Source organism: Rhizomicrobium palustre (genome assembly GCF_011761565.1).
Lineage (GTDB): Bacteria > Pseudomonadota > Alphaproteobacteria > Micropepsales > Micropepsaceae > Rhizomicrobium > Rhizomicrobium palustre.
This window is the reverse complement of sequence record NZ_JAASRM010000001.1, coordinates 3,297,169-3,319,970: the sequence shown is the minus strand read 5'-3', so window position 1 is coordinate 3,319,970 and position 22,802 is coordinate 3,297,169. Positions and strand designations below refer to the sequence as shown.

Genomic DNA, 22,802 nt, shown 5'->3' with positions numbered 1-22,802 from the left:
CGCCGCTGCGTTCTGCACGCAAGACACCCGTGGCGCCAAGCCGTGGCCGCCCCAGTGTGCTGATGGGCGAAGTCATGGCCCCAGCCATTGCCCCGCCCGATGCCAAGCGTGCCGCCTTGCGGAACTTCATGAGCAGCCGTCGCCTGAAAGCGACGGAATGGGCGAAGGACGCGGGCGTGCCGCATTCGCAGCTTTTCGCCTTTCTCACCGGGCGCCTGAGAGCCTTGCCGCAAGATGTCATCGTCAAGCTGGCGCGCGCCGCCAAAGTGCGCCCGGAGGATATGTTTCAATGATCAGTGTCGAGGAAGCGCAAGCCCGCATCACCGCCGCCTTTTCGCCGATTGATACCGAGACGATGGATCTTGGCCATCTTGCGGCGCGCGTATTGGCGGAAGATGTACGCGCGCGCTACGACCAGCCTCCCTTCGCGGCCTCGGCCATGGATGGCTATGCGGTGCGCCTTTCCGATGGAGATCAACCGCGCCAGGTGATCGGCAGTGTGCCCGCAGGCCATCCCTTCATCGGTTATGTCGGCCCTGGCGAGGCAGTGCGCATTTTCACCGGCGGAGCGCTGCCCGATGGTGCCGATGCCATTGTGATCCAGGAAGATGTCCGCCGCGACGGCGACATGATCCGCTTTGATCCGCACGCGATCCGCGCCGATTACATCCGCCCCGCAGGTCTCGATTTCGAGAAGGATGCGGTGCTGCTCGAAGCAGGAAAACGCATCAGCGCGCGCGATATGGCGCTGCTGGCGGCAGGCGATGTCACCCATGCCAAGGTGCGCCGCCGCCCCCGCGTGGCCATCGCCTCCATTGGCGATGAGCTTTCGGCCCCCGGCGCGCCGAGGAAGCCCGGCGGTATCGCGGCCTCCACCGGCTATGGCCTCACCGCCATGATCACCGCCTGGGGCGGCGCGCCTTGTGATTTCGGCATCCTGCCTGACACGGTGCAGGAGATCGCCACCATCGCCGATGCCAAGGCAGAGCTGGTGGTGACGCTGGGCGGCGCTTCGGTGGGCGATCACGATCTGGTTCAGAAGGCGCTCGGCTCGACCGATTTCGCGCTCGATTTCTGGAAAGTGGCGATGCGGCCCGGCAAGCCGCTGCTTTTCGGACGTCTCGGCAATACGCCGATCCTGGGCCTACCCGGCAATCCCGTCTCGGCGCTGGTTTGCGCCATCCTATTCCTGCGTCCCGCCATTGATGCGATGCTCGGCACCCAGCAGCACACCTGCAGCCTGTCGCAAAAGTTCAAATGCGGCTGCCACACCAGTCATGCGCGGCTCAAAGGCGAATTGCCCGCCAATGACTCACGCCAATCCTATCTGCGCGCCCGCCTTTCCCATGAAGGCGGTGAGGTTTGGGCTGAGCCCTATCTGGCGCAGGATTCCTCGATGCTTTCGGTTCTTGCGGAAGCGGATGCATTGTTAGTACGCCATCCCAACGCCCCCGAAGCAAAGCGCGGTGATCTTGCAGAGATCATCCCGCTCGACGGATTTTAAGATAGCACCTAAGCGTGGCAGCGTTCGCGTTGAGGCATGGCGCGCCGGACATAAATGATCCCGTCGGCCAACTCCTTACTGTCGTCATATTCGCAGGCGACGAGCCCCTCGTCCTTCCACGGCGCAACCTCTGCATCACCCGTAACGGCAGTGGCCTTGGCAACTTGGCGGCGGGCATCAAGCTCATCCTTGGCGCGCACCCATAAGCAATAGGGGCGCATAGATGACGCCTGCCATTGGGGGCTCGTTTCGCTACCTTCGAGCGGCGTGAGGCGGTAGACCGGCATGTGTTTTCCTCCTCTGCCTTCCAGGGCCTTTGGTAACTTTCGTACCAGCAAGGTTTCCTGACAAGTCACCGAAGCCGACCAGCAGCAATCGCGAAAACGCATTTCAGACGACGAACTGCCAAGCGGTATTACGAAAAAACAGACGCATTACCGACTCAAGATGGCTGAACCCAAGCCATTGCCGCCTTTATGTTTAATATAGATGTACAACACAGCACGAATAACGTTTTTTACATTGATACACACGTATTATACATGCATTTCGTGGAACTTGGCGACAGGATGCCGCACCCATCCACTACAGCCCTGAGCACAACGAGAAACGGCTGCAGAGGCCAGCTCCGCAGCCGTTGAGAAATCCGTTGAGAACCAAACCATCAGCTATTTTTTCGCCGGGACCTTCGCGGGCGCCGGCGCTGGTACAGGCGCGGGGGCCGGTGCAGGTTCAACGACAACCGGCGCAGGGACCGCGGCAGGCGGAGGCGGCAGAGGCCCTTCCACCAGCACAGGCGATGGGGGCTTGGGCAGATCTTTGACTTGAGGCAGCGGCTTGCAACCATCTTGGGTGCAGAACTGTACGCCCGAAGTAAAGCGATCCACCACAAAGACGGCGTCGCCCGACTGAATGATTTGTGAACGGCCCACGATCAGGAAGGTAATCACCAGCGCGAACGCGCCAATGATCAAAGCGAGCCAGATTTCAGTGGTGATGGATTCGACAATAGCGCCAACCCCCAAAACACCCAGGCCAATGATGATATAGGGCAACGCTTCGGCAATATGGGAATCGAAGAGCGTTCGGAATTCCCAGGCCGCGACTGCCGCGCCAATGAATACCAATCCCAAGACGCCAAAGATCAGCCGCACCGTCCATGGCGTGGTGGTGCTGGATACCGTCTCGATGCGCTCAACTTCGATGTCGGGATGATCGTGATGGCTTTCGGCCTTCACCTCGGTGTGGTCTTCACTCATGGTCTCCCCCCTAACGGCGCATCCGCGCCCCTGCGGCGAACAGTGTACGCTAAAATGTACTCCATTTCTTTGATAGTTTTTTAAGGATGATGGCACCCCCGACCTGCCGCTTTTCCGCCATCCCGATGAACGCCAGCTAAATACTTGCCCCAGCTTGGGTTCAGGCAGGAAGGCGCAAGGTCGGGGCGAAATGAATGGGGAATATCCCATGAGAAAGCTCCTCACCGCCGCCCTCGCCCTTACAGTCGGGTTTGGCACCCTGGCCGCCAGCGCCGCAAAGGCCGATCCTTACGATTACGGACGCCGTGGCGGCTGGCACGAATACCGCTATGTCGAACGCGATTATCGCGATTACCGAGGCTATCGAGACGACCGCTATCGCCGCCATCACGACAATACCGGCACGGCTATCGCGGTGGGTGTGGGCCTGATCGCCCTGACGGCCATCCTGGCGAGCCAGAATAACGACCGCCATTACGATGACGTCCGCTATGCGCCACCGCCGCCGCCTCCGCCACCGCGTGATTATGAGTGGCGCGATCAGCGCGAAACCTATTACGGTCCATACGGACGCTGAACCGCGCGTTAAGCGGACGCTTACCCTGACGCGCGAGAGTGGCGGCGCCGACCCAATCGGATGCCGCCATGTCTCTCTCGCGTCTCGCCACCGCTAGTTTTATCGCGTTAGGCCTTGCCGGATGTGCCAGTGCGCCGCCGCAATACATGGTGACGCCTTTTCTAGACGGGGATTTTCAGACCTGGACACAGAGCGGGCCCTACACCGTAACCGGTCAAGCCTTTGTGAAACTCCCCGATGGACACGTGATCACCTGCGCAGGCGGAGAAATCTCTTTGCTGCCCGCGGTGGGCTATAACACCGAGCTCGAACAGCTCTTGCAGAACGGCAAAGGCATCCCAGTCAATTACGACCGCCACGCGCGCAAATACGAGCACAAAACGATTTGCGACAGCACTGGCCATTTCAGCTTTGACGGCATCCCCGCACTCAATTGGGTGGTGCTCACACGGGTGAGCTGGCAAGAGCCCTCCTCCATTCCCTATCTTGGGCCTGAGGACAAAGGCGGATATCTCTTCGGCGAAATTCAAGTGCGCGAAAATCGCACCAGCCTGACGCTGACAAATCCCGATTTTGTCGCGGATGCGAAGTAAGCTTCGCCCGTACATTCTACCCACACCCTTGTTGACGCATCAAAAGAACTAAAGTAGAACGATTCGTCGTGTTTCGGCTTTGTTCACCGGGGCTCGAAACAGCGAATCGGCAAGGGAGGGGGACCATGCTCACCCGCAAGCAATACGAGCTCTTGATGTTCATCCATGAGCGCGTGCGCGAAAGCGGCGTGCCACCCTCCTTCGATGAAATGAAGGATGCGCTGGATCTGAAATCCAAATCCGGTATCCATCGCCTGATCACGGCGCTGGAAGAACGCGGCTTTCTGCGCCGTATGGAAAAGCGCGCCCGCGCGCTGGAAATCGTCAAGCTGCCAGACAACATGGCCGAGACCTTGCGCCCCGCCACAACGCGCAGTCAGGCCCAGCGCATGAGCCCTAGCCGCCATGGGCGCAGCGGGAGCGTCACCAATCTTGATGCGCGTGGGGCCGGAAGCCCGCGCCGCTCGATCAGCGAAGGCGAAGGCTCGGTGAATGTGCCCCTCGTCGGTCGCATCGCGGCAGGCACGCCGATTGAAGCCTTGCAGAACAAGGTCGCCGATGTGGCGGTGCCGAGCGGCATGATCGGGCGCGGCGAATACTACGCCCTCGAAGTCACCGGCGATTCCATGATCAATGCGGGCATCCTCGATGGCGATACGGTGATCATCCAGGAAGCCGATACCGCCAATTCCGGCGAGATCATCGTGGCGCTGGTCGATAACAACGAAGCCACCTTGAAGCGCCTGCGCCGCCGCGGCGACTCCATCGCGCTGGAAGCCGCCAACCCCGCCTACGAAACCCGCCTCTTCGGCGCCGATCGCGTGCGGGTGCAGGGGAAGCTCGTCGGGCTGATTAGAAGGTACTGATTAGAAGGTACTGAAATCTTTCGTCACCCTCCCTCAAGGGGAGGGTTGAGTTGAGCGCCCACTCCACGGCCGTTGCCCGCGTAGACCCGCCACCGTCTCCACCGTCAGCGGGTTGAACCGCACAGCGTAAGCGCCGTTGGCATCGAGATCACTGCGGTCGATCACGAGTTTTGGCCCCACACAAAACCCATGCGCTTGCGTCGCGCTGACGAGGATATCAGCCGTGGTGCAATCTTCGCCCAAGGCTTCGGCGCGCAAATCTACCGCCACGGTGGCACCGCGCAGCCGCGCAATGCAGCCAAGCGCATCGCATGTCATCCCTGCCCCGCCAATCGCCTCGTCGGGCTTTCGTTCATCGCCAGCGCGCCTGAGCCAATTCTCGGCGGCATAACGATCCTTCACCTTACCGATGAAGCCGAAACGTCCATCATTTAGGCGCAGCGCCACCGTGCGCCCATCGCGTGCCACCAATAAATCCGGCGGCTCGGCAGTCAGCGCGAAAGCAATTCCTCCAAGCACCGGCAAGAGCCCCAGCCAGCGCCAGGATTTGCGCCAGAACGCGATCCATAAGCCGCCCGTCATCACTGCGGCCACCGCCGCCCCAGGCCAAGCCGGAACCACCGTGCCCGCGCCCGGCAACGCCGCCACCCAATGGGCAATCGCCATCATCACCGCCACGCCCTTGCCCATGATAATGAGGGTCCATTCATCGAGACCGAATGGCATCAGCACCATGGCGGCGGTGGCGGCGGGCATGATCACCGCGCCCACCACGGGCAAGGCCGCGAGATTGGCGAGAATGCCAAACGGCGAGGCGCGGTCGAAATGAAAGATGGCGATGGGCGCGGTGCAAAGCCCGGCGATGATGCTGGTGATGCAGATGCCGCCGAGATACTGCCAGGCCTTGAACAGCCAGCTTTTGCGCGTTTCCTCGCCGCGATGGGCCGCACTCCATTCCGCAAACGCGATCAGCCCGATCACGGCGGCGAAGGACATTTGGCACCCAGGATCGAGCATGTTCTCGGGCGTGACGAGCAGAATAAAGCCAGCGGAAAGCGCCACAGATCGCATCGAGAGCGCGGGCCGGTCCACCAGAATGGCGCAAAACATCACCGCCAGCATGATCCAGGAGCGCACCGCAGGCGCCTCGCAGCCTGAAATGAGAAGATAGAAGGTCGATCCCGCCAGCGCGCCGATGGCAGCCCATTTCTTGATGGGATGCCGCAGAACGATGGACGGGAAAAGCGCGAAGAAGGCGCGGATGGTCCAGAAGAAGAACCCGCCCGCGAGCGCCAGATGCAGACCCGATATCGACAGCACATGCATCAGCCCGGAATCGCGAAAAGCCGTCTGATCGGAGGCATCGATATCGACACGCTGCCCGGTGATCAGCGCCGCCGAGATCACCCCATCGCGCCCCGGAATAATGCTCCGTACACGCGCGGTCATGCGCCCGCGCAAATCCTCCAGCCCCGCGCGCAGCTTCTCCAACAGCGTGTGCAGCCGTGGCGGCGCGATCTCTTGCGGCACGCCGTAAAGATACCCGACCGCGCCAATCTGCTGAAAATAGGCCCAGCGGCCAAAATCGTAATCGCCGGGCATGGAGGGTTCCGGCGGCGGCATCAAAATGGCGATCACCTCAACCCAATCGCCGGGCCGCGGCACAGCGCTATGCGCCCGCACCGTCAGGCGGATGTATTTGGGTGTCCGCGCGCCCAAGCGGTCGATGGGGAAAGGCTCCAGCAGCAGCCTGCTGCCATAGCCGCGCGGTTCGGAGCCCACCACCAGCGCCGTGATGTGCAAGGGACCGATACGCTCGGTCAGTACCGGTGCCGCCACGCTGTCGCTGCGCAACTTGGCCGTGCCGAATCCCAGCGCAAACGCCGCCACGAGTGCCAGAAGGATTTTGAGCCTGGCGCTGGGGCTGAAAACGGCCAGAACCCCGGCCAAAAGCGCCATCGCCAGCGCGCCATAGGCGGTTTTGAGCGGCGGCTCCTGCAGCAGCGCGAAATACCAGCCGATTCCGGCGCCTTGCGCGACCGGCAGCCATAATGGCCAGCGGATGCGGTCTGAAAGCGCTGATGCGCGAATATTGCGCAGCCCATCGGCCACAAATCCGCACAAAGCGGCAATAAAGCCCTCTCCGCCCCTCAGCGAAATTGCACTTGGCCGCGCAATCACTTAAAGCCCAATTCGCGATTAGCCCCCGATCCCCATCATGACAGAACCTATGACCCCCGTCCTGCGCTTTGCGCCTTCGCCCACCGGCATGCTGCATATCGGCGGTGCCCGCACGGCCCTCTTCAACTGGCTCTATGCCCGCCATACGGGCGGCAAGTTCCTGCTGCGTATTGAGGATACCGACCGCGAGCGCTCCACCCCGGAAGCCGTGGCCGCCATCCTGAACGGCATGAAGTGGCTGGAACTCGATCATGATGGTGAGATCACCTATCAGTTCGAACGCGCCCCGCGGCACCGCGAAGTGGCCGAGCTGCTGCTTAGCCAAGGCCGTGCCTATCGTTGCTATGCCACCCCGGCGGAGCTCGATGAGATGCGCGCCGCCCAGCGCGCCGCTGGCAAGCCCATCCGCTATGACGGGCGCTGGCGCGACAAGGGTCCCAAGGATGCCCCCGAAGGCGCGCCTTTCGTGATCCGCCTCAAGGCGCAAGACAGCGGCGAGACCATCATCCGCGATATCGTCCAAGGCGATGTGCGTTTTGCCAATGAGCAGCTCGACGACATGATCCTGCTGCGCTCCGACGGCACCCCGACCTATATGCTGGCCGTGGTGGTGGACGATTACGATATGGGCGTAACCCACATCATCCGTGGCGACGACCATCTCAACAATGCCGCTCGCCAGATGCAGCTGATCAAGGCGCTGGGCTGGCCGGAGCCTGTCTATGGCCACGTTCCGCTGATCCATGGCCCGGACGGCGCCAAGCTCTCCAAGCGCCATGGTGCGCTGGCGGTGGAAGCCTATCGCGACATGGGCTATCTGCCCGAAACCATGCGCAACTACCTGCTCCGCCTCGGCTGGAGCCATGGCAATGACGAGATCATTCCCACAAAGCAGGCTGTGGAATGGTTCAATCTCGAGAGCATCGGCAAGAGCCCGGCGCGACTCGATTTCAAGAAGCTCGATAATCTGAACGCTCATTACCTGCGCGAGATGGCCGACACAGCATTGGCTGACGAGATTGCAGCGATGCTGGCACGCGAAACCCCACCGCGCACTCTTTCTGCGCTTGCGCGCGAACGCCTCGTAAAAGCAATGCCGCAGCTCAAGGAACGTGCCAAAACCCTGGTCGAACTGACCAGCGCGGCGGAATTCCTCTTCACCGATGGCGTACGGACGCCTGATGAAGCCGCCGCCAAATTGCTGAATGACGACGCCAAGAAAAACCTCGGCGAATTCCTGACAACGCTGACAGACAGCGCGTGGACAGCCCACGCTTTGGAAGACAAAGCGCGTGCATTCGCCGAAGCCAAGGGGCTAAAATTGGGGCAAGTGGCCCAGCCGCTGCGCGCCGCGCTCACCGGCAAAACCACCTCGCCACCAATTTTTGCAATGTTGGAGGTGCTGGGACGTAACGAATCTCTTACTAGGCTCTCAGCACACACGATTTAGAGCCGTTCTAGCGATTGACAGCGCACTCGGAAAATTGCTGCATTGCAGGAAAGCGCGACAGATCGTTTAACGGGAGACCACGATGCGAGACAGTAAGGCAGTGCCGAACGGCACAGCGACCCTGGAGATCAAAGGCAAGAAAGTCGACTTGCCGGTATTCAGCGGCAGCCAAGGCCCGGACGTGGTCGATATCCGAAAGCTCTACGCCGAAGCTGGCGTGTTCACCTATGACCCCGGCTTCACCTCGACGGGCAGCTGCGAAAGCGACATCACCTTCATCGACGGCGATGAGGGCATTCTGCTCTATCGCGGCTATCCCATCGACCAGCTCGCCGCCAAATCGAGCTTCTTGGAAGTCTGCTACCTGCTCCTCTACGGCGATCTGCCGAACAAGGAGGAAATGACGAAGTTCGACTACACCATCACCCATCACACGATGGTGCATGAACAGCTGGCTTCGTTCTATCGCGGCTTCCGCCGTGACGCCCATCCCATGGCGGTGATGTGCGGCGTCGTCGGGGCCCTCTCGGCCTTCTATCACGACTCACTCGACATCAACGATCCGCGCCAGCGCGAGATCGCCTGCGTGCGTCTCGTCTCCAAGATCCCGACCATTGCGGCGATGGCCTATCGCTATTCCACCGGCCTGCCCTTCGTCTATCCGAAGAACAAGCTCGGCTATACCGAGAATTTCCTGCATATGTGCTTCTCGGTCCCGGCTGAGGAATATGTGGTGAACCCGGTGCTCGCCAAGGCGCTCGACACCATCTTCATCCTGCACGCCGATCACGAGCAGAACGCGTCGACCTCGACCGTGCGTCTTGCCGGTTCCTCGGGCGCGAACCCGTTTGCCTGTATCGCGGCCGGCATCGCCTGCCTCTGGGGCCCCGCGCATGGCGGCGCCAATGAAGCGGCGCTGAAGATGCTGGAAACCATCGGCACGGTGGACCGCATTCCCGAGTTCATCCGCCGGGCCAAGGATAAGAACGATCCTTTCCGCCTGATGGGCTTCGGTCACCGCGTCTATAAGAACTACGATCCGCGCGCGAAGGCGATGCAGATCCAGTGCCACGCCGTGCTCGATGAGCTCGGCCAGCATGACGATCCGTTATTGCATGTGGCTGTGGAGCTGGAGCGCATCGCGCTGCAGGACGAGTATTTCGTCGAGAAGAAGCTTTATCCCAATATCGACTTCTATTCGGGCATCACCCTGCGTGCGCTCGGCTTCCCGGTGTCGATGTTCACCGCCCTCTTCGCGCTCGCGCGCACAGTGGGCTGGATCGGCCAGTGGAAAGAGATGCTGGAAGACCCGCATCAGAAGATCGGCCGTCCGCGCCAGCTTTATACCGGCGCGCAACAGCGCGATTACGTCCCGCTCGACGCGCGTTGATCTGGTTCACATCAAAAACGAACGCCCCGTTGGAAACAGCGGGGCGTTTTCTTTTACGCGGCTCTGCGGTTTTGCGGCGCGAGCGCTTTTGAGCCCGTAGAGAAGAACGCCACCAGCTTGGCGAGTGCGCCGGTCTGGCGCGACAAATCGTGGGCGACCTCGCGATTATGCTGCACCATGGAAGCGCTTTGCTGGGTGACCGTATCCATATCGGAAACCGCCGTCGTGATCTGCTTGATGCTGGCGGCCTGCTGCTCGGAGACTTGCGCCATATCGGCCACCAGCGCATTGATACGGCTGACCTGGCCCAGAATATCGCCCAAAGCCTCGCCCGACCGGTTCACCAGCGCCACGCCGGATTCCACTTGCTCATGCGAGGCCGCGATAAGGTCCTTGATCTCTTTGGCAGCTTTGCCGCAACGCTGTGCCAGTGCGCGCACTTCCGAAGCTACCACGGCAAAACCGCGCCCTGAATCGCCTGCCCGCGCCGCCTCTACACCGGCATTGAGCGCCAGAAGATTGGTCTGGAAGGCGATCTCATCGATCACACCGACGATATCGAAAATTTTCTTGGAGGATTTGGAAATCTCCTCCATGGCCGCAACGGCGGTGGTGACAACCTCGCCGCCCTTCTCCGCCGAGCCTTTGGCATTGGCCACGACATCGCGCGCTTCCTTGGCGTTCTCCGCCGTCACGGTGATGGTATTGGTTATTTCCTGTAATGCCGCTGAGGTTTCTTCCAGGCTCGCCGCCTGATGCTCAGCGCGCTTGGCCAAAAGATCTGTGGCGCTCGAAATTTCGCCCGCACCATGAGCGACGCTTCCCGCAGTCTCGGCCACGGTCGCGATGGTCTGCTGCAGCCGTGCCAATGCTGCATTGAAATCCGCGCGCAAGGCCGCGAAAGCGCCCGCCATGTCTTCTTCCAGGCGATAATTGAGATCGCCGCTCGCCAGCGCGTGCAGGCCTTTGCCCAGTGATGAAATCACGGCCTCTTCCTTGCGGCGCTCGGCTTCATAGGTCTCTTGCGCGTTGCGACGAACTTTTTGCAGCGCCAGCACGAGTTGACCCATTTCGTCATCGCTGGTGAATTCAGCGACCGACACATCGGTATTGCCACACGCCATCTCGTCCAGCACGTGGGTTGCCCGAGCCAGCGGGCGCAACAGGCTGTTCCGCACAAAACGCAAAATCAGAACACTGACCACAACCAGAACGACCGCAAGGATAACGCCCAAAATAGTCATGTAATCATTCGCGCGCTGGCGCGAGGCAGCAGCGGCGGCTCGTCCTGCATCGGCGGCTTCCCGGATCGCGGCAATCCGACCATCAGCGGCCTTGATGGCCTCAGTCAAAGCCGTCGCGGCGGCGTCGAATTTCGGCATGGCCGCATTACCGCCCAGCGGGCCATCCTTGATATAGGCCTTCGCCATTTCACGGCCGGTCTCGTAATAGGCGGGAAACTCGGCCTTCATCTTATCAAGCACACCCACCAGAACAGTGTCGCCGAGCTGCTCGGCGATCTGACGGGCTTCACCGATATCTTTGTCAAAGCGCTGCGCATAATCGGCCACGATGGTCCAATCATCAGCTCCAAGACCATCAACCAGACGCGTAGCTGAGACATCTTGCAGATATTGCTGGATCTGAATGATGTCGATTTCGGTTTCCTTGCGGGCCCGCTGCAAATTGAAGGCGAGGCTTGCTTGCGCATTGGCCTCTGCCACATCCCGCGAGACTTGCGCTTCCGTCAGGCGATAGATCGCCATCAAGAGGACGATCGCGGCCACGGCGATCACCGCCATCACGATTTGCGATATCGTCAGCTTGAAGGCGATGCCGCGCGATGGCGCCGCTGTCATGTCCCGCATCACGTTTCTCGCCCAACCCAAGATTACGGGGTGACGATAGCGGTAGAGGTAAAATTAACTCTAAAGCCAAGCAGCGAAGACGTATCGTGGATTATACGGATGCCGATGCGCAGCACGACGTACGAATAAGTTCGTAAAACAAACCGGACGTTACTCGCGATGGGCCTCGCGTGGCCTTGGATGCCAGCGGCCATCTATACCGAGATAGACATCGGGGTTCGGCGGGCGTGGCTGGTACTGGGCGGGCTGGACAGGTTGCGCAGCGGCGCTGATCCAGACGGCCCCAGGCTTGTACGCATTCGGTACGGGATCGCCCGGCTTATAAGGCGAGCCTTCATCCGCTGCATCAGCAAGGCTGGAAAGATCGACATTAGAAGCCTCTCGCCAGCTTTCGTCGTGCTCGGCTACGGGCGATTGCGCGGGCGACTCCACCTGTTTTTGCGCATCGTTAGAATGAAGCGGTGCCGTCAAACGCAGAGGCACCGCCGTGGCCACGGTGACCGGCTGCGGCCTCACGGAGGGAACGGGCGGCATCTCGCGCGAAGGCGACACAGACGCAGCTTCGATCTGAAGGGGATGTTGCGGCGCGGATGGAATCCCGGGCATCGCGCAATGCTCATATCCGGTAGCTCCCAAAGATGGCGGGCTGGCTTTTTCGTGATTGAGGGCGATGGCGAAAATTACACCTGCCGCGCGGCAGAATTTGGCGTCATGGCTGCGGCCAGCGATTTCCCGGCCAATCCGCGCCTTATACGCGGTGTAGGTCTCGCCCGATTTTCGGCTGGCAAAAAAGCCTTTCAGGGCGCGGTCGCTCGCCTGCAAATCCGCGCGATAGACCGCCCGGAAACGGGCATGTGCCGCCTCCAGATGGCAGCTTTGCGCCGCGGTGGCGAGCGCCTGCTCCAGGACGGCCGTTTTTAGAAGCTTCAGCTCCGCTGGTTTCAGACAGGTTGGGGCGGCCTCTGCCGCCGACACCGCCACACACACCAATACCGCCGCTGCTGCAAACCGCATGGAGCCACCCTTCCTTACCCAGAAGTGTGACTGGCGTAAGCTGAACCGTGGCTGAACGGCCTCCCCATGCGAGGAGGCCGCCCGCACCCCGTTACAGAAGTTCGGCGATCTGCACCGCGTTAAGGGCGGCGCCCTTCAGAAGCTGGTCCGCGGCGACGAAGATCGAGACCGAATGGCCGGAGGGGTCCGAGAGGTCCTTGCGGATGCGCCCGACCAGGACATCGCCCTGCCCCGACGCGTCGATCGGCATGGGGAAATAGTTCTTCTCGCGGTCGTCCACCAGCTTCACGCCCGGCGCATCGATCAGCAGCGCGCGCACCTCTTCCGGGGTGATCGGGGCTTCGCATTCGAAGGTGATGGATTCCGAATGGGCACGTAAGACCGGCACGCGCACGCAGGTGGCGTTCACGGCAATTTGCTGGTCTTCGAAGATCTTCCTGGTCTCGATGATGACCTTAGTCTCCTCGCCATTATAGCCGGTCTCTTCGATGGCGGTGTTATGGCTGAAGAGGTTGAAGGCATAAGGATGCGGCAGCACCTTGGGCTCGTAAGGCTTGCCCTCAAGATAGGCCTTGGTGGAGTCGGCGAGTTCGGCCATCGCCGCGGCACCGGCGCCAGAGGCGGCCTGATAGGTGGAAATGATCAGGCGCTTGATGCGGTTCTTCTTATGCACCGGCCAGAGCGGCACCAGGGCGGTGATGGTGGCGCAGTTGGGGTTGGCGATGATGCCCTTGTGATCCTTGATGCGGTTCGCGTTGATCTCCGGGATCACCAGCGGCACGTCCTCCAGCATGCGGAAGGCCGAGGAGTTGTCGACCACCACCGCGCCCGCCTTGACGGCGATGGGGGCGAATTTCTTGGAGATGGAGCCGCCCGCCGAGAACAGCGCGATATCGACGCCTTCGAAGGAAGCTTCGGTCAGCTCTTCGATGACAACCTGCTGCCCACGGAACGGCAGCGTCTTGCCGGCAGAACGGGCGCTGGCCAGCGCCTTCAGCTTGCCGACCGGGAAATTGCGCGTCTCGATGCAGCCGATGAACTCGGCGCCGACTGCGCCGGTGGCGCCGACGATGGCAACAGTGGGATTGGCTTTCATGTCGTCTCTCTCTTCGTATTGCCTTCGGCGCGGGTAATAAAAAAGCCCCGGGCCTTGCGGCAGGGGCTTCGGGTCGTTTGCGTTGGCGTTTAGGCGTCAGCGCGCGCGAACCAAAACCCCGGAGGGCTTGGTCGTCGTCGTCGTCATGCGCTTGAGCACCATCTTCATCGTGGGCGGCAAACTATTGTTGCGCAGAGGCGCCGTCAACGGTTCGTTTGTCACAAGGAGGCAGAAAGCAGCCACTCCACCCTCCCCTTGAGGGAGGGTCGAAATTCTTACGCGCGCCGCGCGTGGAATTTCGGGGAGGGGTATGTCGTGCCACCCGAGAATGCGCGAAGGGGGACAATTCTGGAGCAAACTCACCCATCCTGCCGAGCCGGATGCGACGCGACATACCCCTCCCCGAAAAACGCAGGCGTTTTTCGACCCTCCCTCATGGGGAGGGTGAAGGTTCATGTAGAAACTCCAAAATCGCCTGGGCGGCCCGGTGGGAGGGATTTTCCGCCCCCGCCCCCATCAGGCGCAGCGCCTCGTCAAGGTCAGCGGTCTGGGAAGCGGCGGCGGCGGGATCGGTCAGGAGCGGGGCGACGGCGTCCGCCAGTAACCCTGGCTGGCAGTCCTCCTGCATCAGTTCGGGCACCGCGAGGCGGCCCAGGATCAGATTGACCAGGGTGTAGTACTTCACCCGGATCAGCGGACGGTAGATCGCCGCCGTCATCGCCCCCAGCTTGTAGGAAACCACCATCGGGGTCTTCGCCAGCGCCAGTTCGGTCGTCACCGTGCCCGAGGCGGCGAGCGCGGCATCGGCGGCATCGAAGGCAGCGAATTTCTCCGCCTCGCCCTCGATCAGGGTGAGTGGCGCTGGCCAGTTCTCCACCCCAGCCCGGACCCGCTCCGCCACATGGGGCACGGTCGGCAGCACGGTATGGAGACCCGGGATGCGGGCGCCAAGCAGGCGCACGGTTTCGGCGAAAACCGGCAGCAGAGCCTTCACCTCATTGTTGCGGCTGCCCGGCAAGACCGCGAGCAAGGGCGCATCGGCGGGGATATTGTGACGGGCGCGGAAGGCCTCACCACCGACCATCTTCTTGCCGCGCTCCAGCGCAGGATGGCCGACGAACACCGCCTTCAGCCCATAGCCCGCAAAGAAGGGCGGCTCGAATGGTAACAGCGCCAACACCAGATCGAAATACTTCGCCATCTTCTTGGCGCGGTACGCACGCGTCGCCCAAACCTGCGGGGCGACATAATTTATTGTCTTAAGTTCGGGCGCTAATCGTTTGATCCGCTGCGCAATTCGATGTGTGAAATCAGGTGAATCGATCAGCACCACCGCATCCGGTTTGGTGGCGATGGCATAGTCGGCGGCACGCTTCACCCGGCGCAAAATCTCCGGGATATGCGAAATCACCTCCTGCAAGCCGGTGACCGAGGTCGCGTCCAGACCGAAGAGCGGTTCCAGCCCCTCAGCCTTCATCGCCTCGCCACCAACGCCGCTGATCTTGATCTCGCCGCCACACAAATCCTTCAGCGCGGCCATAAGCTGACCGCCCAGCGCATCGCCGGAGGGTTCGCCGCAAATCAGCATCAAGTGCTTCATGGCTTCACGCCAATCACAAAAAGTCCAAGCTTGTCAGCCTCTTCGGCGACAGCCTTCTGGCCTAAGATGAGCGCCCCACCCGCTTCCACGGCGATGCCTGCAAGCCCCACAGCGGCAGCGTTCCGCACCGTGGCGATGCCGATCACCGGCAAATCCGTTTTGCGGTCCTGGATCGGCTTGGGCGCTTTCACCAGCACGCCACGGCGTTTATCCGCCTGCCCGCGGAAATGTTTCGGCAGCGTACCGATACGGGCGATCATGGCGTCGGTGCCCTCAGCGGCTTCCACCGCCAGCGGCAGGCCTTCGGAGACCACCGCCGCCTGCCCTACATCGAGCTCGCCCAAGGTGCGCACGATCTTGAAGGCGGTGGCGATATCGACTTCGTCCTCGGCATCTGGTTTCAGCCGCCCCAGCGGGCCCTCCTGCACCAGCAAACCCGGCGCCGCGTCCTGGGCCCCGATGGCCCGAAAACCTTCGCGCTCGACCGTCTCGACCACCGCGCGCAGCAGCCCGTCATCGCCCTTGCGGGCGGCGGCGATAATGCCGGGCGCGACCAGCACGCCCTTCCAGTCGAGCTTGATATCTGAGAATTTCGGCCGGGCGATCTTGCCCGCCATAGTAATCTCTTCGCAGCCCGCGCCCTTCAGGGCCTTGAGCAGCTTGCCGACCTCGCCCAGCCCGCACCATTCATGCGGGAAGTCCTTGACCCATTCCTCGGCGGAACCGGTGAGCGCGATGACAAAAACCGCGCGGCCCCCATCGCGGGCGCTTTCGGCAATCGCCTTGGGCAGGTCGCCGCCGCTGGCGATCACCCCCAAAGGCGTTTTTACGGCGGCAGTCGTCATGCTTCGTCCGCGTCTTCGCCGTGGCGGCGCGCAGGCGCGATCTTGCGCTTGGCGGGCGCGGCAATGAAATCGAGTACTTCGGCAACTTCGGGGTGAGAGCCCCACTCCTGGCGGGCGAAAGCCACCCGCTCGGCCAGCGTGCCCTCGTCGCTCACCAGCACCGCCTTATAGGTGTGGCGCAGGGCATGAATGGCGGGGCGCGACACGCCGCGGCGCTTCAGCCCAACGATATTGAGGCCCGCATGGAAGGCGTGCGAGCCGAAGGCAATGCCAAAAGGGATCACATCCAGATTGGCGCCCGCCATGCCGCCCAGCATCGCGCCACGGCCGATACGGCCGAATTGCTGCACGGTGCAAAGCCCGCCCAGAACCACGCTATCGCCAATGGTGACATGCCCGCCGAGCTGGGCGCCATTGGCAAAGGTGCAGTCATTGCCGACGATGCAGTCATGGCCGATATGGCTATAGGCCATCAGGTAATTGCGCGACCCGACGCGGGTGATGTTGTGGCTCTTGGGCGAACCTAAGCTGATCGTGACCGCCTCACGGATGATGCAGTCTTCCCCGATCGAAAGCTCGGTGCCTGCCGGGTTATGCCCGCGGATCTGGCTCTCCCCGCCCAACACGGCATGGGGATGCACCACGGTACGCGCGCCAATCGTTGTAATGCCGCCGATCACGACATGCGAAAGAAGACGCACGCCATCGCCCAGGCGCACGTCCTTACCGACAATTGAAAAGGGTCCGATCTCGACTCCGGCGCCTAATACTGCGCCGTCTTCAACGATTGCCGTCGGATGAACCGCCATTGTCTGCCGTGCCTTCGTAGATCATGGCCGAGAATTCGGCCTCTGCGCATAATGCACCGTCGACAAAGGCTTCACCAGAAAAACGCCAGACCGGGCCACGACGCCGCAGCGCTTTCACCTTCATCTCCAGCATGTCGCCCGGACGCACGGGGCGGCGGAAACGCGCCTTCTCGATGGTCATGAAATAGACCACGCGATTGTCGGAGCTGAGTTCGATGGAATACATCACCATCGCGCCTGCGGTCTGCGCCAAGGCTTCCACGATCAACACGCCCGGCATCACCGGATGGCCCGGGAAATGGCCTGCGAAATGCGGCTCGTTAAAGCTCACGGCCTTGTAGCCGGTGGCGCTCTGATGCGGCACGATGTCGGTCAGCTTCTCGACCATCAGCATCGGATGACGATGCGGGATGAGCCGCATAATCGCTTCCGAGTCGAGCACCACTTTTTCTGCTTCGTCCGACATCAACTTCCTCGTTTCGGCTTCTTCACCAGCGCGCCGACTGCACTAATCTCACGCAACCAATCGCGTACCGGTTTGGCAGGGATGCCCCCGTAATCCTTGCCACCCTCTAACACCTGCCCCATGAACACGCCGCACTTGCCGCCAAGGCGGGCGCCGCTGCCGATCTTGACGTGATCCGATACGCCAACCTGACCAGCCAGTACGACAAAATCTCCGATCTCGGTCGAGCCGGAGATACCGACCTGACTGACGATGATGCTGTGGCGGCCGATATGGGTGTTGTGCCCAATCTGCACCAGATTATCAATCTTCGTGCCCTCGCCCACCACGGTGTCGCCTAAGGCGCCACGATCGATGGTGGTGCAGGCACCAATTTCCACCCGGTCCTGAATGATCACCCGGCCAAGCTGGGGTATCTTGATGTGCCCGGACGCGCTGGAGGCAAAGCCGAACCCCGGCTGGCCGATCTGCGCGCCCGCGAGGATCGAGACCTGATCGCCAATGAAGGCGCAGGCGATGACGGTATTGCCAGCGATGACGCAATCGCGCCCGATGGCGACACCGCGCCCGATCACCGTATTTGGACCGATCTGTGTGCCCTCGCCGATCTCCGCCCCCGGACCAACCACGACGCCAGCCCCTAAGAGCACATTCGCGCCCACGATAGCGGTGGGATGGACCCCGGCGTTAAACGGGCCAGCGAATTTGTGGCAATCGGGATAGAAGAGTTCCGCCGCCGCGCTGAAAGCGTGCTGCACCGAAGAAACCGGGATCAACACAGTGCCTTCAGGCGCCACCATGTCCTTGGCTTTCGCCGAGACGAGGCAAAAGCCAGCGGAGGTCTGCGAAAAGGCGGCGTTGGGCTTATCGCCCGTAAAGAAGGTCAGATGGGCCGCGACAGCGCCTGAAAGGCTCGCCACATCGGCGATATGCGCTGAGCCATCCGCACCGTCCGGTACGGTAGCACCGACCCTCGCACAGACCTCGGCAAGCGTGAACGGCCCGCGATTGTCATAGAAGCGAGGATCGGCCATGTCCGTCGGCCGATTACTGCGCCTGAGCGGCGGCCTGCTGGCGCGCCACCAAGCCCGGCGGAAGCGCAGTGAGCTCCACCTTCACAGCCGGCATCTTCATGTCGAGACGCTGCACCACAACGCCGGTCACGTCGATCGCGTTGGGGGCGAGCAGCACCGCACCACGGTCGAGCAACACGGTCGCGCCGCGCTCCTGCATCAGGCCCTGAAGGATCGGGCCAAGCGCCTCTTCCACCTGGGCATTAGCCTTCAGCATGCCGCCCTGGATCAGGCCGCCACGTTCCTGCACCTTCTTCTCGAAGGCCTGGGCGCGGGTCTGGAAATCCTTCAGCTTCTGCGCCTTCACATTGGCCGCCAGAATGGCGCCCTGCTGCTCGATCTCGGCGCGCTGGCGCTTCAGACCTTCGGCTTCGCTGTTGAGCTGGCCCTGGGCCTGCTGCTTGAGAGCATTGACCTGAGTTTGGATCGATTGGCCGACCTTGGAGGCGGCGATCGCCCGGCGCAGATCGATAATCAGGATACGCGCGGCTGGCGCGGCGCCGCCCGCGGGCGCGGCGGCATAAGCAGATTGTGCCGTGGCGGCGGCAAGAAGGATGCTTCCCGCGACCGCGACACTACGGATCAAAGAAGAGGTCTTATTCATGGCTCACATTCCTGTGCCGGCACTGAAGTGGATGAATTCGGTTTTGTCGTAAGAGGTTTTGACGACCGGGACGCCGAGGTCGATCTGCACCGGGCCGAAAGGCGACTTCCATTTCACGCTGATACCAGCCGACGCGCGGAAGGCAAGATTGTCTTTCACGTTCGGATAGACCGCACCGCGGAACGGTGTGTCGAGATGACCGAGAGTGCCGAAATCGGAGAACAGCGCGAACTGCATGCCATAATCGGCCGGAAGGATGTCCGGCAGACGGGCTTGCGCCGAGCCTTGGGCATAGAAGTCGCCGCCAAGCGCGCCGTAGTCGCCCTGATAACTCGTGTCACGCGGACCGATACCGGCGAGCTTGAAGCCGCGGAAAGTATCGCCGCCGCGGAAGAAACGTTCTTCGATCGGAACGGTGCTGCCGCCATAGCCCTGGATGAAGCCTGAGCCCAAGGTGAGCTGCCCCACCATATCCCAGAAGAGCGGACGATACCCGGTCCAGCTCGCTTCCGTCTTCAGGAACTTCAAACCGGTGCCGAGACCCGCGAAGTCCTGGCTGAGCGAGAACATCACACCCTTGGTCGGCTTCAGATAGTCGTCGAGCGTGTTGTAGCCGAAGGTGAAGCCGATCAGCGAGGTATTGGTCTGATTGCCGTAAAGCTGGATTTCCTGCAACAACGAGGTCGGCGCGCCGCTATAGGGCGAGATCTTGTTGACGCGGAAGGTATAGCGAAGCTGCACCGAACCATATTCCGAGGTCGGGAAGCCTAAACGCAGACCGGCTGCAGTCACATCGCCCTGATAGTTCGCCTGGTTGTAGTTCGTGACCCACTTATAAAGGTCGATACCGGCCGCAAGCGGACGATCCAGGAACCATGGCTCAGTGAAAGAGAGCTGGTACTGCTTGGAAATCGAGGACATCGACACGCTGCCGCGCACGAACTGCCCGCGCCCGAAGAGGTTTCTTTCGGTGTAGGAGAACTCGCCCACGAAGGAGCTTGTCGAGGAGTAACCGGCACCCAGCGAGACTTCGCCGGTCGACATTTCCTCGACATTGACCGTGATGTCGGTCTTGTCGGGGCGCGAGCCCGCCGCGTTCTTGATGGTGACGTCCTTGAAAAAGCCCAGCGCGCGGATACGCGTGCGCGAACGGTCGATCAGATCGCGGTTGAAGGCATCGCCTTCCTGGAAACGCAATTCACGGCGGATGACGCGATCCAGCGTGCGATTGTTGCCGACGACATTGATCTTGTCGACATACACGCGTGGGCCCTGCTCGATACGCAGGACGAGATCGATCTTGTGGCTTTCCGGATCACGGCGCAAACGCACCGCCACATCAGCGCTGGCATAACCTTTGGAGCCGACCGCATTGACGATCTTGTCCTTCAGCTTTTCAACGCGATCCTGGTTATAGAGATCGCCGTCCTTGATATCGACCAGCGGACGAAGCGCCTGAGCCGGCAATTCCTTGATGCGCGAGACGAGTTCGACTTTGCCGAAATTGTACTTCTTGCCCTCGTCCATGGTGAAGGTGATGTAGAAGGACGAATGGTCCGGTGTCAGTTCGGCCACCGCCGAAGTCACCTGGAAGTCGGCATAGCCACGCGTGGCATAGAAGTTATGCAGCTGCGCCTTGTCGAACAGAAGACGGTCGGGATCGTAGTTATCATTGGTCGCCAGAATGCGCCACCAGGCGCTTTCCTCGGTCGCGATCTGTTTGCGCAGCGTGGAATCGTCGAAGGCCTTGTTGCCCGAGAAGGTGATGCGCGAGACGCCCGTCGTCGGGCCTTCATTGATCGAATAGATGAGATCGACGCGGTTCTGCGGACGCTGAATGATCTGCGGGTCGACGCTGGCGGCGAACTTACCATTGCGGCGGTAAAGTTCGATGATGCGCTGGACGTCGGACTGAACCTTGGCGCGGGTGAAGACCATGCGCGGCTTCATCTGCGATTCTTTTTCGAGGTCCTTGGTCGTGACCTTGGAGTTACCCTCGAAATCGACGCGGTTGATGATCGGATTTTCGACCACGTGGACGGTCATGATCGAGCCGTCGAAATTGATCTTCACGTCCGAGAACAGCCCCGTTGCGAACAGCGCCTTCAAGGCGCGGTCGGAAGCGGATTCGCTGTAGGTATCGCCTTCATGCAGCGTGATGTAGGTGAGGATCGTCGCCGCTTCGATGCGCTGCGCTCCCGTCACCGTGATACGACGCACGACAGCAGGCGGGGCCTGCTCTGCTGCCGGTTCGGCACCAGGTTGTGACGGATTCGGCGCCGCGGCGCGCTGAGCATCTGCGGACGGTACCACCGCGACGCCCATGGCGACGGATGTGAGTACGAGCGTCGCCGGAGCCACACGCTTCAACCGGGCGAACAGGGCCTTAGTGTTCATTCACTAGTCTCTGACACGTCTCGCATTGCAGCACATGGCGCAATTGCCATGTCCGGCCCCGAGACCCTCCCAAGCTATCTGACAAGGTCGTTCCAGGTGGCAAAGATCATGAGACCCAATACCAACGCCAGCCCGATCCTGAACCCCACGCCCTGGACCCGCTCAGAGAGCGGGCGACCCAAGACGCCCTCGCATGCATAGTACAGAAGATGCCCCCCGTCGAGGAGCGGAATAGGAAAAAGGTTGATTAGCCCGATGCTTACAGAAATGACAGCTATCAGATAGATAAGGCTGTAAAATCCGGTGGAGGCCGCCGATTTAGCAACCTTGGCAATCCGAACCGGGCCACCGAGCTGGCTCGTGTCGGCCTTCTGCGCGACGATGCGCCATACGTAAGTCAGCGATAAATCAACGATTCCCCAGCATTGGTAGGCCGCCACGAGCGGGACTTTTTCCAAGGGAACCGGCAAATAGACCATGTTTTCCGGCGACTGCTGATCTGGCTCGACACCAATGGCGCGCGCCTTGTGCTTGCCACCGAAGATGTCAGGCACTTCCTTTTCCCGTGGCGAGACCTTCAGGTTGAGGGTCTTGTCCCCACGCTGGACGGTGACGGCAAGGGTCGCAGACTTCGAATCGCGGATCGCAAGGATGAGGTCAGGATTGAATAATTCGACCTTCTTGCCGTCCACCGCGGTAATCTTATCGCCCGGCCGGATGCCCGCCTCATAAGCCGCAGACGGCTTCTCCACCACCCCAACATAGGTTGAAATGGTGCGGGCACCGAAAACGGCAAAAAGGAAGGCGAAAACAACGAAGGCGAGGATGAAATTCGCTATCGGGCCAGCCGCTACCACCAGGATGCGCTGCCAGAGCGGTTTTAAGGGGAACGCCCCCTTCTTTTCTTCCTCGCTCATCTCGGCGAGGCGTTCTGGGCTGGGGATCGAGGCGGCATTCTCGTCTCCCGCGAACTTCACATAGCCACCAAGCGGCAACCAGCAAATCTTCCAGCGGGTCTTTTTCGAATCCGTCCAGCCGACGATCTCACCGCCGAAGCCGATGGAAAACGCCTCGATGGCGACGCCACAGGCCCGGGCCATCAGGAAATGGCCAAGCTCGTGGAAGAACACCACTACGCTAATCACGAAGATGAAGGCCGGTATGCCGACAGGCGCCCAGGCGATCAGATCGTGAAGAATCGTCAGCATCG

At 61.3% G+C, this 22,802-nt stretch carries 21 protein-coding genes; 7 read left to right on the top strand and 14 right to left on the bottom strand.

The window, feature by feature from the left end; translation table 11 throughout:
* Positions 1-62: 62 nt before the first annotated feature.
* Positions 63-293, top strand: coding sequence for a helix-turn-helix domain-containing protein (locus tag FHS83_RS19515; protein ID WP_341801598.1), 231 nt, complete (start codon positions 63-65; stop codon positions 291-293).
* A complete protein-coding gene (locus FHS83_RS14665) occupies positions 290-1,504 on the top strand; it encodes a molybdopterin molybdotransferase MoeA (RefSeq protein ID WP_167083683.1) in 1,215 nt (404 codons plus the stop codon). The genes FHS83_RS19515 and FHS83_RS14665 overlap by 4 nt, the downstream gene beginning before the upstream one ends.
* Before the next feature lie 8 nt (positions 1,505-1,512).
* Here FHS83_RS14665 and FHS83_RS14660 read toward each other — a convergent pair whose 3' ends face one another.
* Positions 1,513-1,791 carry a hypothetical protein gene (locus FHS83_RS14660; protein WP_167083682.1) on the bottom strand — a complete coding sequence of 93 codons (279 nt, stop codon included), beginning with the start codon at positions 1,789-1,791 and terminating at the stop codon, positions 1,513-1,515.
* 381 nt (positions 1,792-2,172) lie between these two features.
* On the bottom strand, positions 2,173-2,763 hold the full coding sequence (locus tag FHS83_RS14655; protein WP_167083681.1) for a hypothetical protein: 591 nt from the start codon (positions 2,761-2,763) through the stop codon (positions 2,173-2,175).
* 208 nt (positions 2,764-2,971) lie between these two features.
* Between FHS83_RS14655 and FHS83_RS14650 the strand changes: the two genes are divergently transcribed.
* The 3 genes from FHS83_RS14650 (at position 2,972) to lexA (ending at position 4,799) form a co-directional block, all read left to right on the top strand.
* On the top strand, positions 2,972-3,340 hold the full coding sequence (locus FHS83_RS14650; protein ID WP_167083680.1) for a hypothetical protein: 369 nt from the start codon (positions 2,972-2,974) through the stop codon (positions 3,338-3,340).
* Positions 3,341-3,408: 68 nt separating this feature from the next.
* Positions 3,409-3,933: a hypothetical protein gene (locus FHS83_RS14645; RefSeq protein ID WP_167083679.1), complete on the top strand. Its 525-nt coding sequence runs from the start codon at positions 3,409-3,411 to the stop codon at positions 3,931-3,933.
* A 125-nt stretch (positions 3,934-4,058) separates the two neighbouring features.
* Entirely contained in the window at positions 4,059-4,799 is a 741-nt protein-coding gene (lexA, locus tag FHS83_RS14640; RefSeq protein WP_167083678.1) for a transcriptional repressor LexA, read from the top strand.
* A 33-nt stretch (positions 4,800-4,832) separates the two neighbouring features.
* Here the strand turns inward: lexA and FHS83_RS14635 are convergent, their stop codons facing one another.
* Positions 4,833-6,911 carry a ComEC/Rec2 family competence protein gene (locus FHS83_RS14635; protein ID WP_167083677.1) on the bottom strand — a complete coding sequence of 693 codons (2,079 nt, stop codon included), beginning with the start codon at positions 6,909-6,911 and terminating at the stop codon, positions 4,833-4,835.
* A gap of 118 nt (positions 6,912-7,029) precedes the next feature.
* Here FHS83_RS14635 and gltX point away from each other — a divergent pair, with 118 nt between their 5' ends.
* Together gltX and gltA are read left to right on the top strand one after the other, a co-directional pair.
* Positions 7,030-8,430: a glutamate--tRNA ligase gene (gene gltX / locus FHS83_RS14630; protein ID WP_167083676.1), complete on the top strand. Its 1,401-nt coding sequence runs from the start codon at positions 7,030-7,032 to the stop codon at positions 8,428-8,430.
* An 82-nt stretch (positions 8,431-8,512) separates the two neighbouring features.
* On the top strand, positions 8,513-9,820 hold the full coding sequence (gene gltA / locus FHS83_RS14625; RefSeq protein WP_208414837.1) for a citrate synthase: 1,308 nt from the start codon (positions 8,513-8,515) through the stop codon (positions 9,818-9,820).
* Between the two features lie 53 nt (positions 9,821-9,873).
* On the opposite strand, the gene FHS83_RS14620 is transcribed toward gltA, so the two are convergent.
* The 11 genes from FHS83_RS14620 to rseP all read right to left on the bottom strand — a co-directional run bounded on the left by FHS83_RS14620 (position 9,874) and on the right by rseP (position 22,800).
* Positions 9,874-11,688, bottom strand: a complete 1,815-nt coding sequence (locus FHS83_RS14620; RefSeq protein ID WP_167083675.1) for a methyl-accepting chemotaxis protein — start codon at positions 11,686-11,688, stop codon at positions 9,874-9,876.
* A 150-nt stretch (positions 11,689-11,838) separates the two neighbouring features.
* Positions 11,839-12,702, bottom strand: a complete 864-nt coding sequence (locus tag FHS83_RS14615) for a hypothetical protein (RefSeq protein ID WP_167083674.1) — start codon at positions 12,700-12,702, stop codon at positions 11,839-11,841.
* A gap of 91 nt (positions 12,703-12,793) precedes the next feature.
* Complete coding sequence (locus FHS83_RS14610) at positions 12,794-13,798, bottom strand: aspartate-semialdehyde dehydrogenase (RefSeq protein WP_167083673.1); 1,005 nt, start codon at positions 13,796-13,798, stop codon at positions 12,794-12,796.
* Positions 13,799-14,231: 433 nt separating this feature from the next.
* A complete protein-coding gene (gene lpxB / locus FHS83_RS14605) occupies positions 14,232-15,398 on the bottom strand; it encodes a lipid-A-disaccharide synthase (RefSeq protein WP_167083672.1) in 1,167 nt (388 codons plus the stop codon).
* Positions 15,395-16,243 carry an LpxI family protein gene (locus FHS83_RS14600; RefSeq protein WP_167083671.1) on the bottom strand — a complete coding sequence of 283 codons (849 nt, stop codon included), beginning with the start codon at positions 16,241-16,243 and terminating at the stop codon, positions 15,395-15,397. Before FHS83_RS14600 ends, lpxB begins: the two co-directional genes overlap by 4 nt.
* The gene (gene lpxA, locus FHS83_RS14595; RefSeq protein WP_167083670.1) at positions 16,240-17,052 is read right to left on the bottom strand and encodes an acyl-ACP--UDP-N-acetylglucosamine O-acyltransferase; all 813 of its coding nucleotides are present in this window, start codon (positions 17,050-17,052) and stop codon (positions 16,240-16,242) included. Before lpxA ends, FHS83_RS14600 begins: the two co-directional genes overlap by 4 nt.
* The gene (gene fabZ, locus FHS83_RS14590; RefSeq protein WP_167083669.1) at positions 17,024-17,518 is read right to left on the bottom strand and encodes a 3-hydroxyacyl-ACP dehydratase FabZ; all 495 of its coding nucleotides are present in this window, start codon (positions 17,516-17,518) and stop codon (positions 17,024-17,026) included. The genes lpxA and fabZ overlap by 29 nt, the downstream gene beginning before the upstream one ends.
* Positions 17,518-18,552, bottom strand: coding sequence for a UDP-3-O-(3-hydroxymyristoyl)glucosamine N-acyltransferase (gene lpxD / locus FHS83_RS14585; protein WP_167083668.1), 1,035 nt, complete (start codon positions 18,550-18,552; stop codon positions 17,518-17,520). Before lpxD ends, fabZ begins: the two co-directional genes overlap by 1 nt.
* Positions 18,553-18,565: 13 nt before the next feature.
* Positions 18,566-19,195, bottom strand: a complete 630-nt coding sequence (locus tag FHS83_RS14580) for an OmpH/Skp family outer membrane protein (protein WP_167083667.1) — start codon at positions 19,193-19,195, stop codon at positions 18,566-18,568.
* Positions 19,196-19,198: 3 nt separating this feature from the next.
* On the bottom strand, positions 19,199-21,592 hold the full coding sequence (bamA, locus tag FHS83_RS14575) for an outer membrane protein assembly factor BamA (protein ID WP_167083666.1): 2,394 nt from the start codon (positions 21,590-21,592) through the stop codon (positions 19,199-19,201).
* Positions 21,593-21,666: 74 nt separating this feature from the next.
* On the bottom strand, positions 21,667-22,800 hold the full coding sequence (gene rseP, locus FHS83_RS14570; RefSeq protein WP_167083665.1) for an RIP metalloprotease RseP: 1,134 nt from the start codon (positions 22,798-22,800) through the stop codon (positions 21,667-21,669).
* Positions 22,801-22,802: the final 2 nt, after the last annotated feature.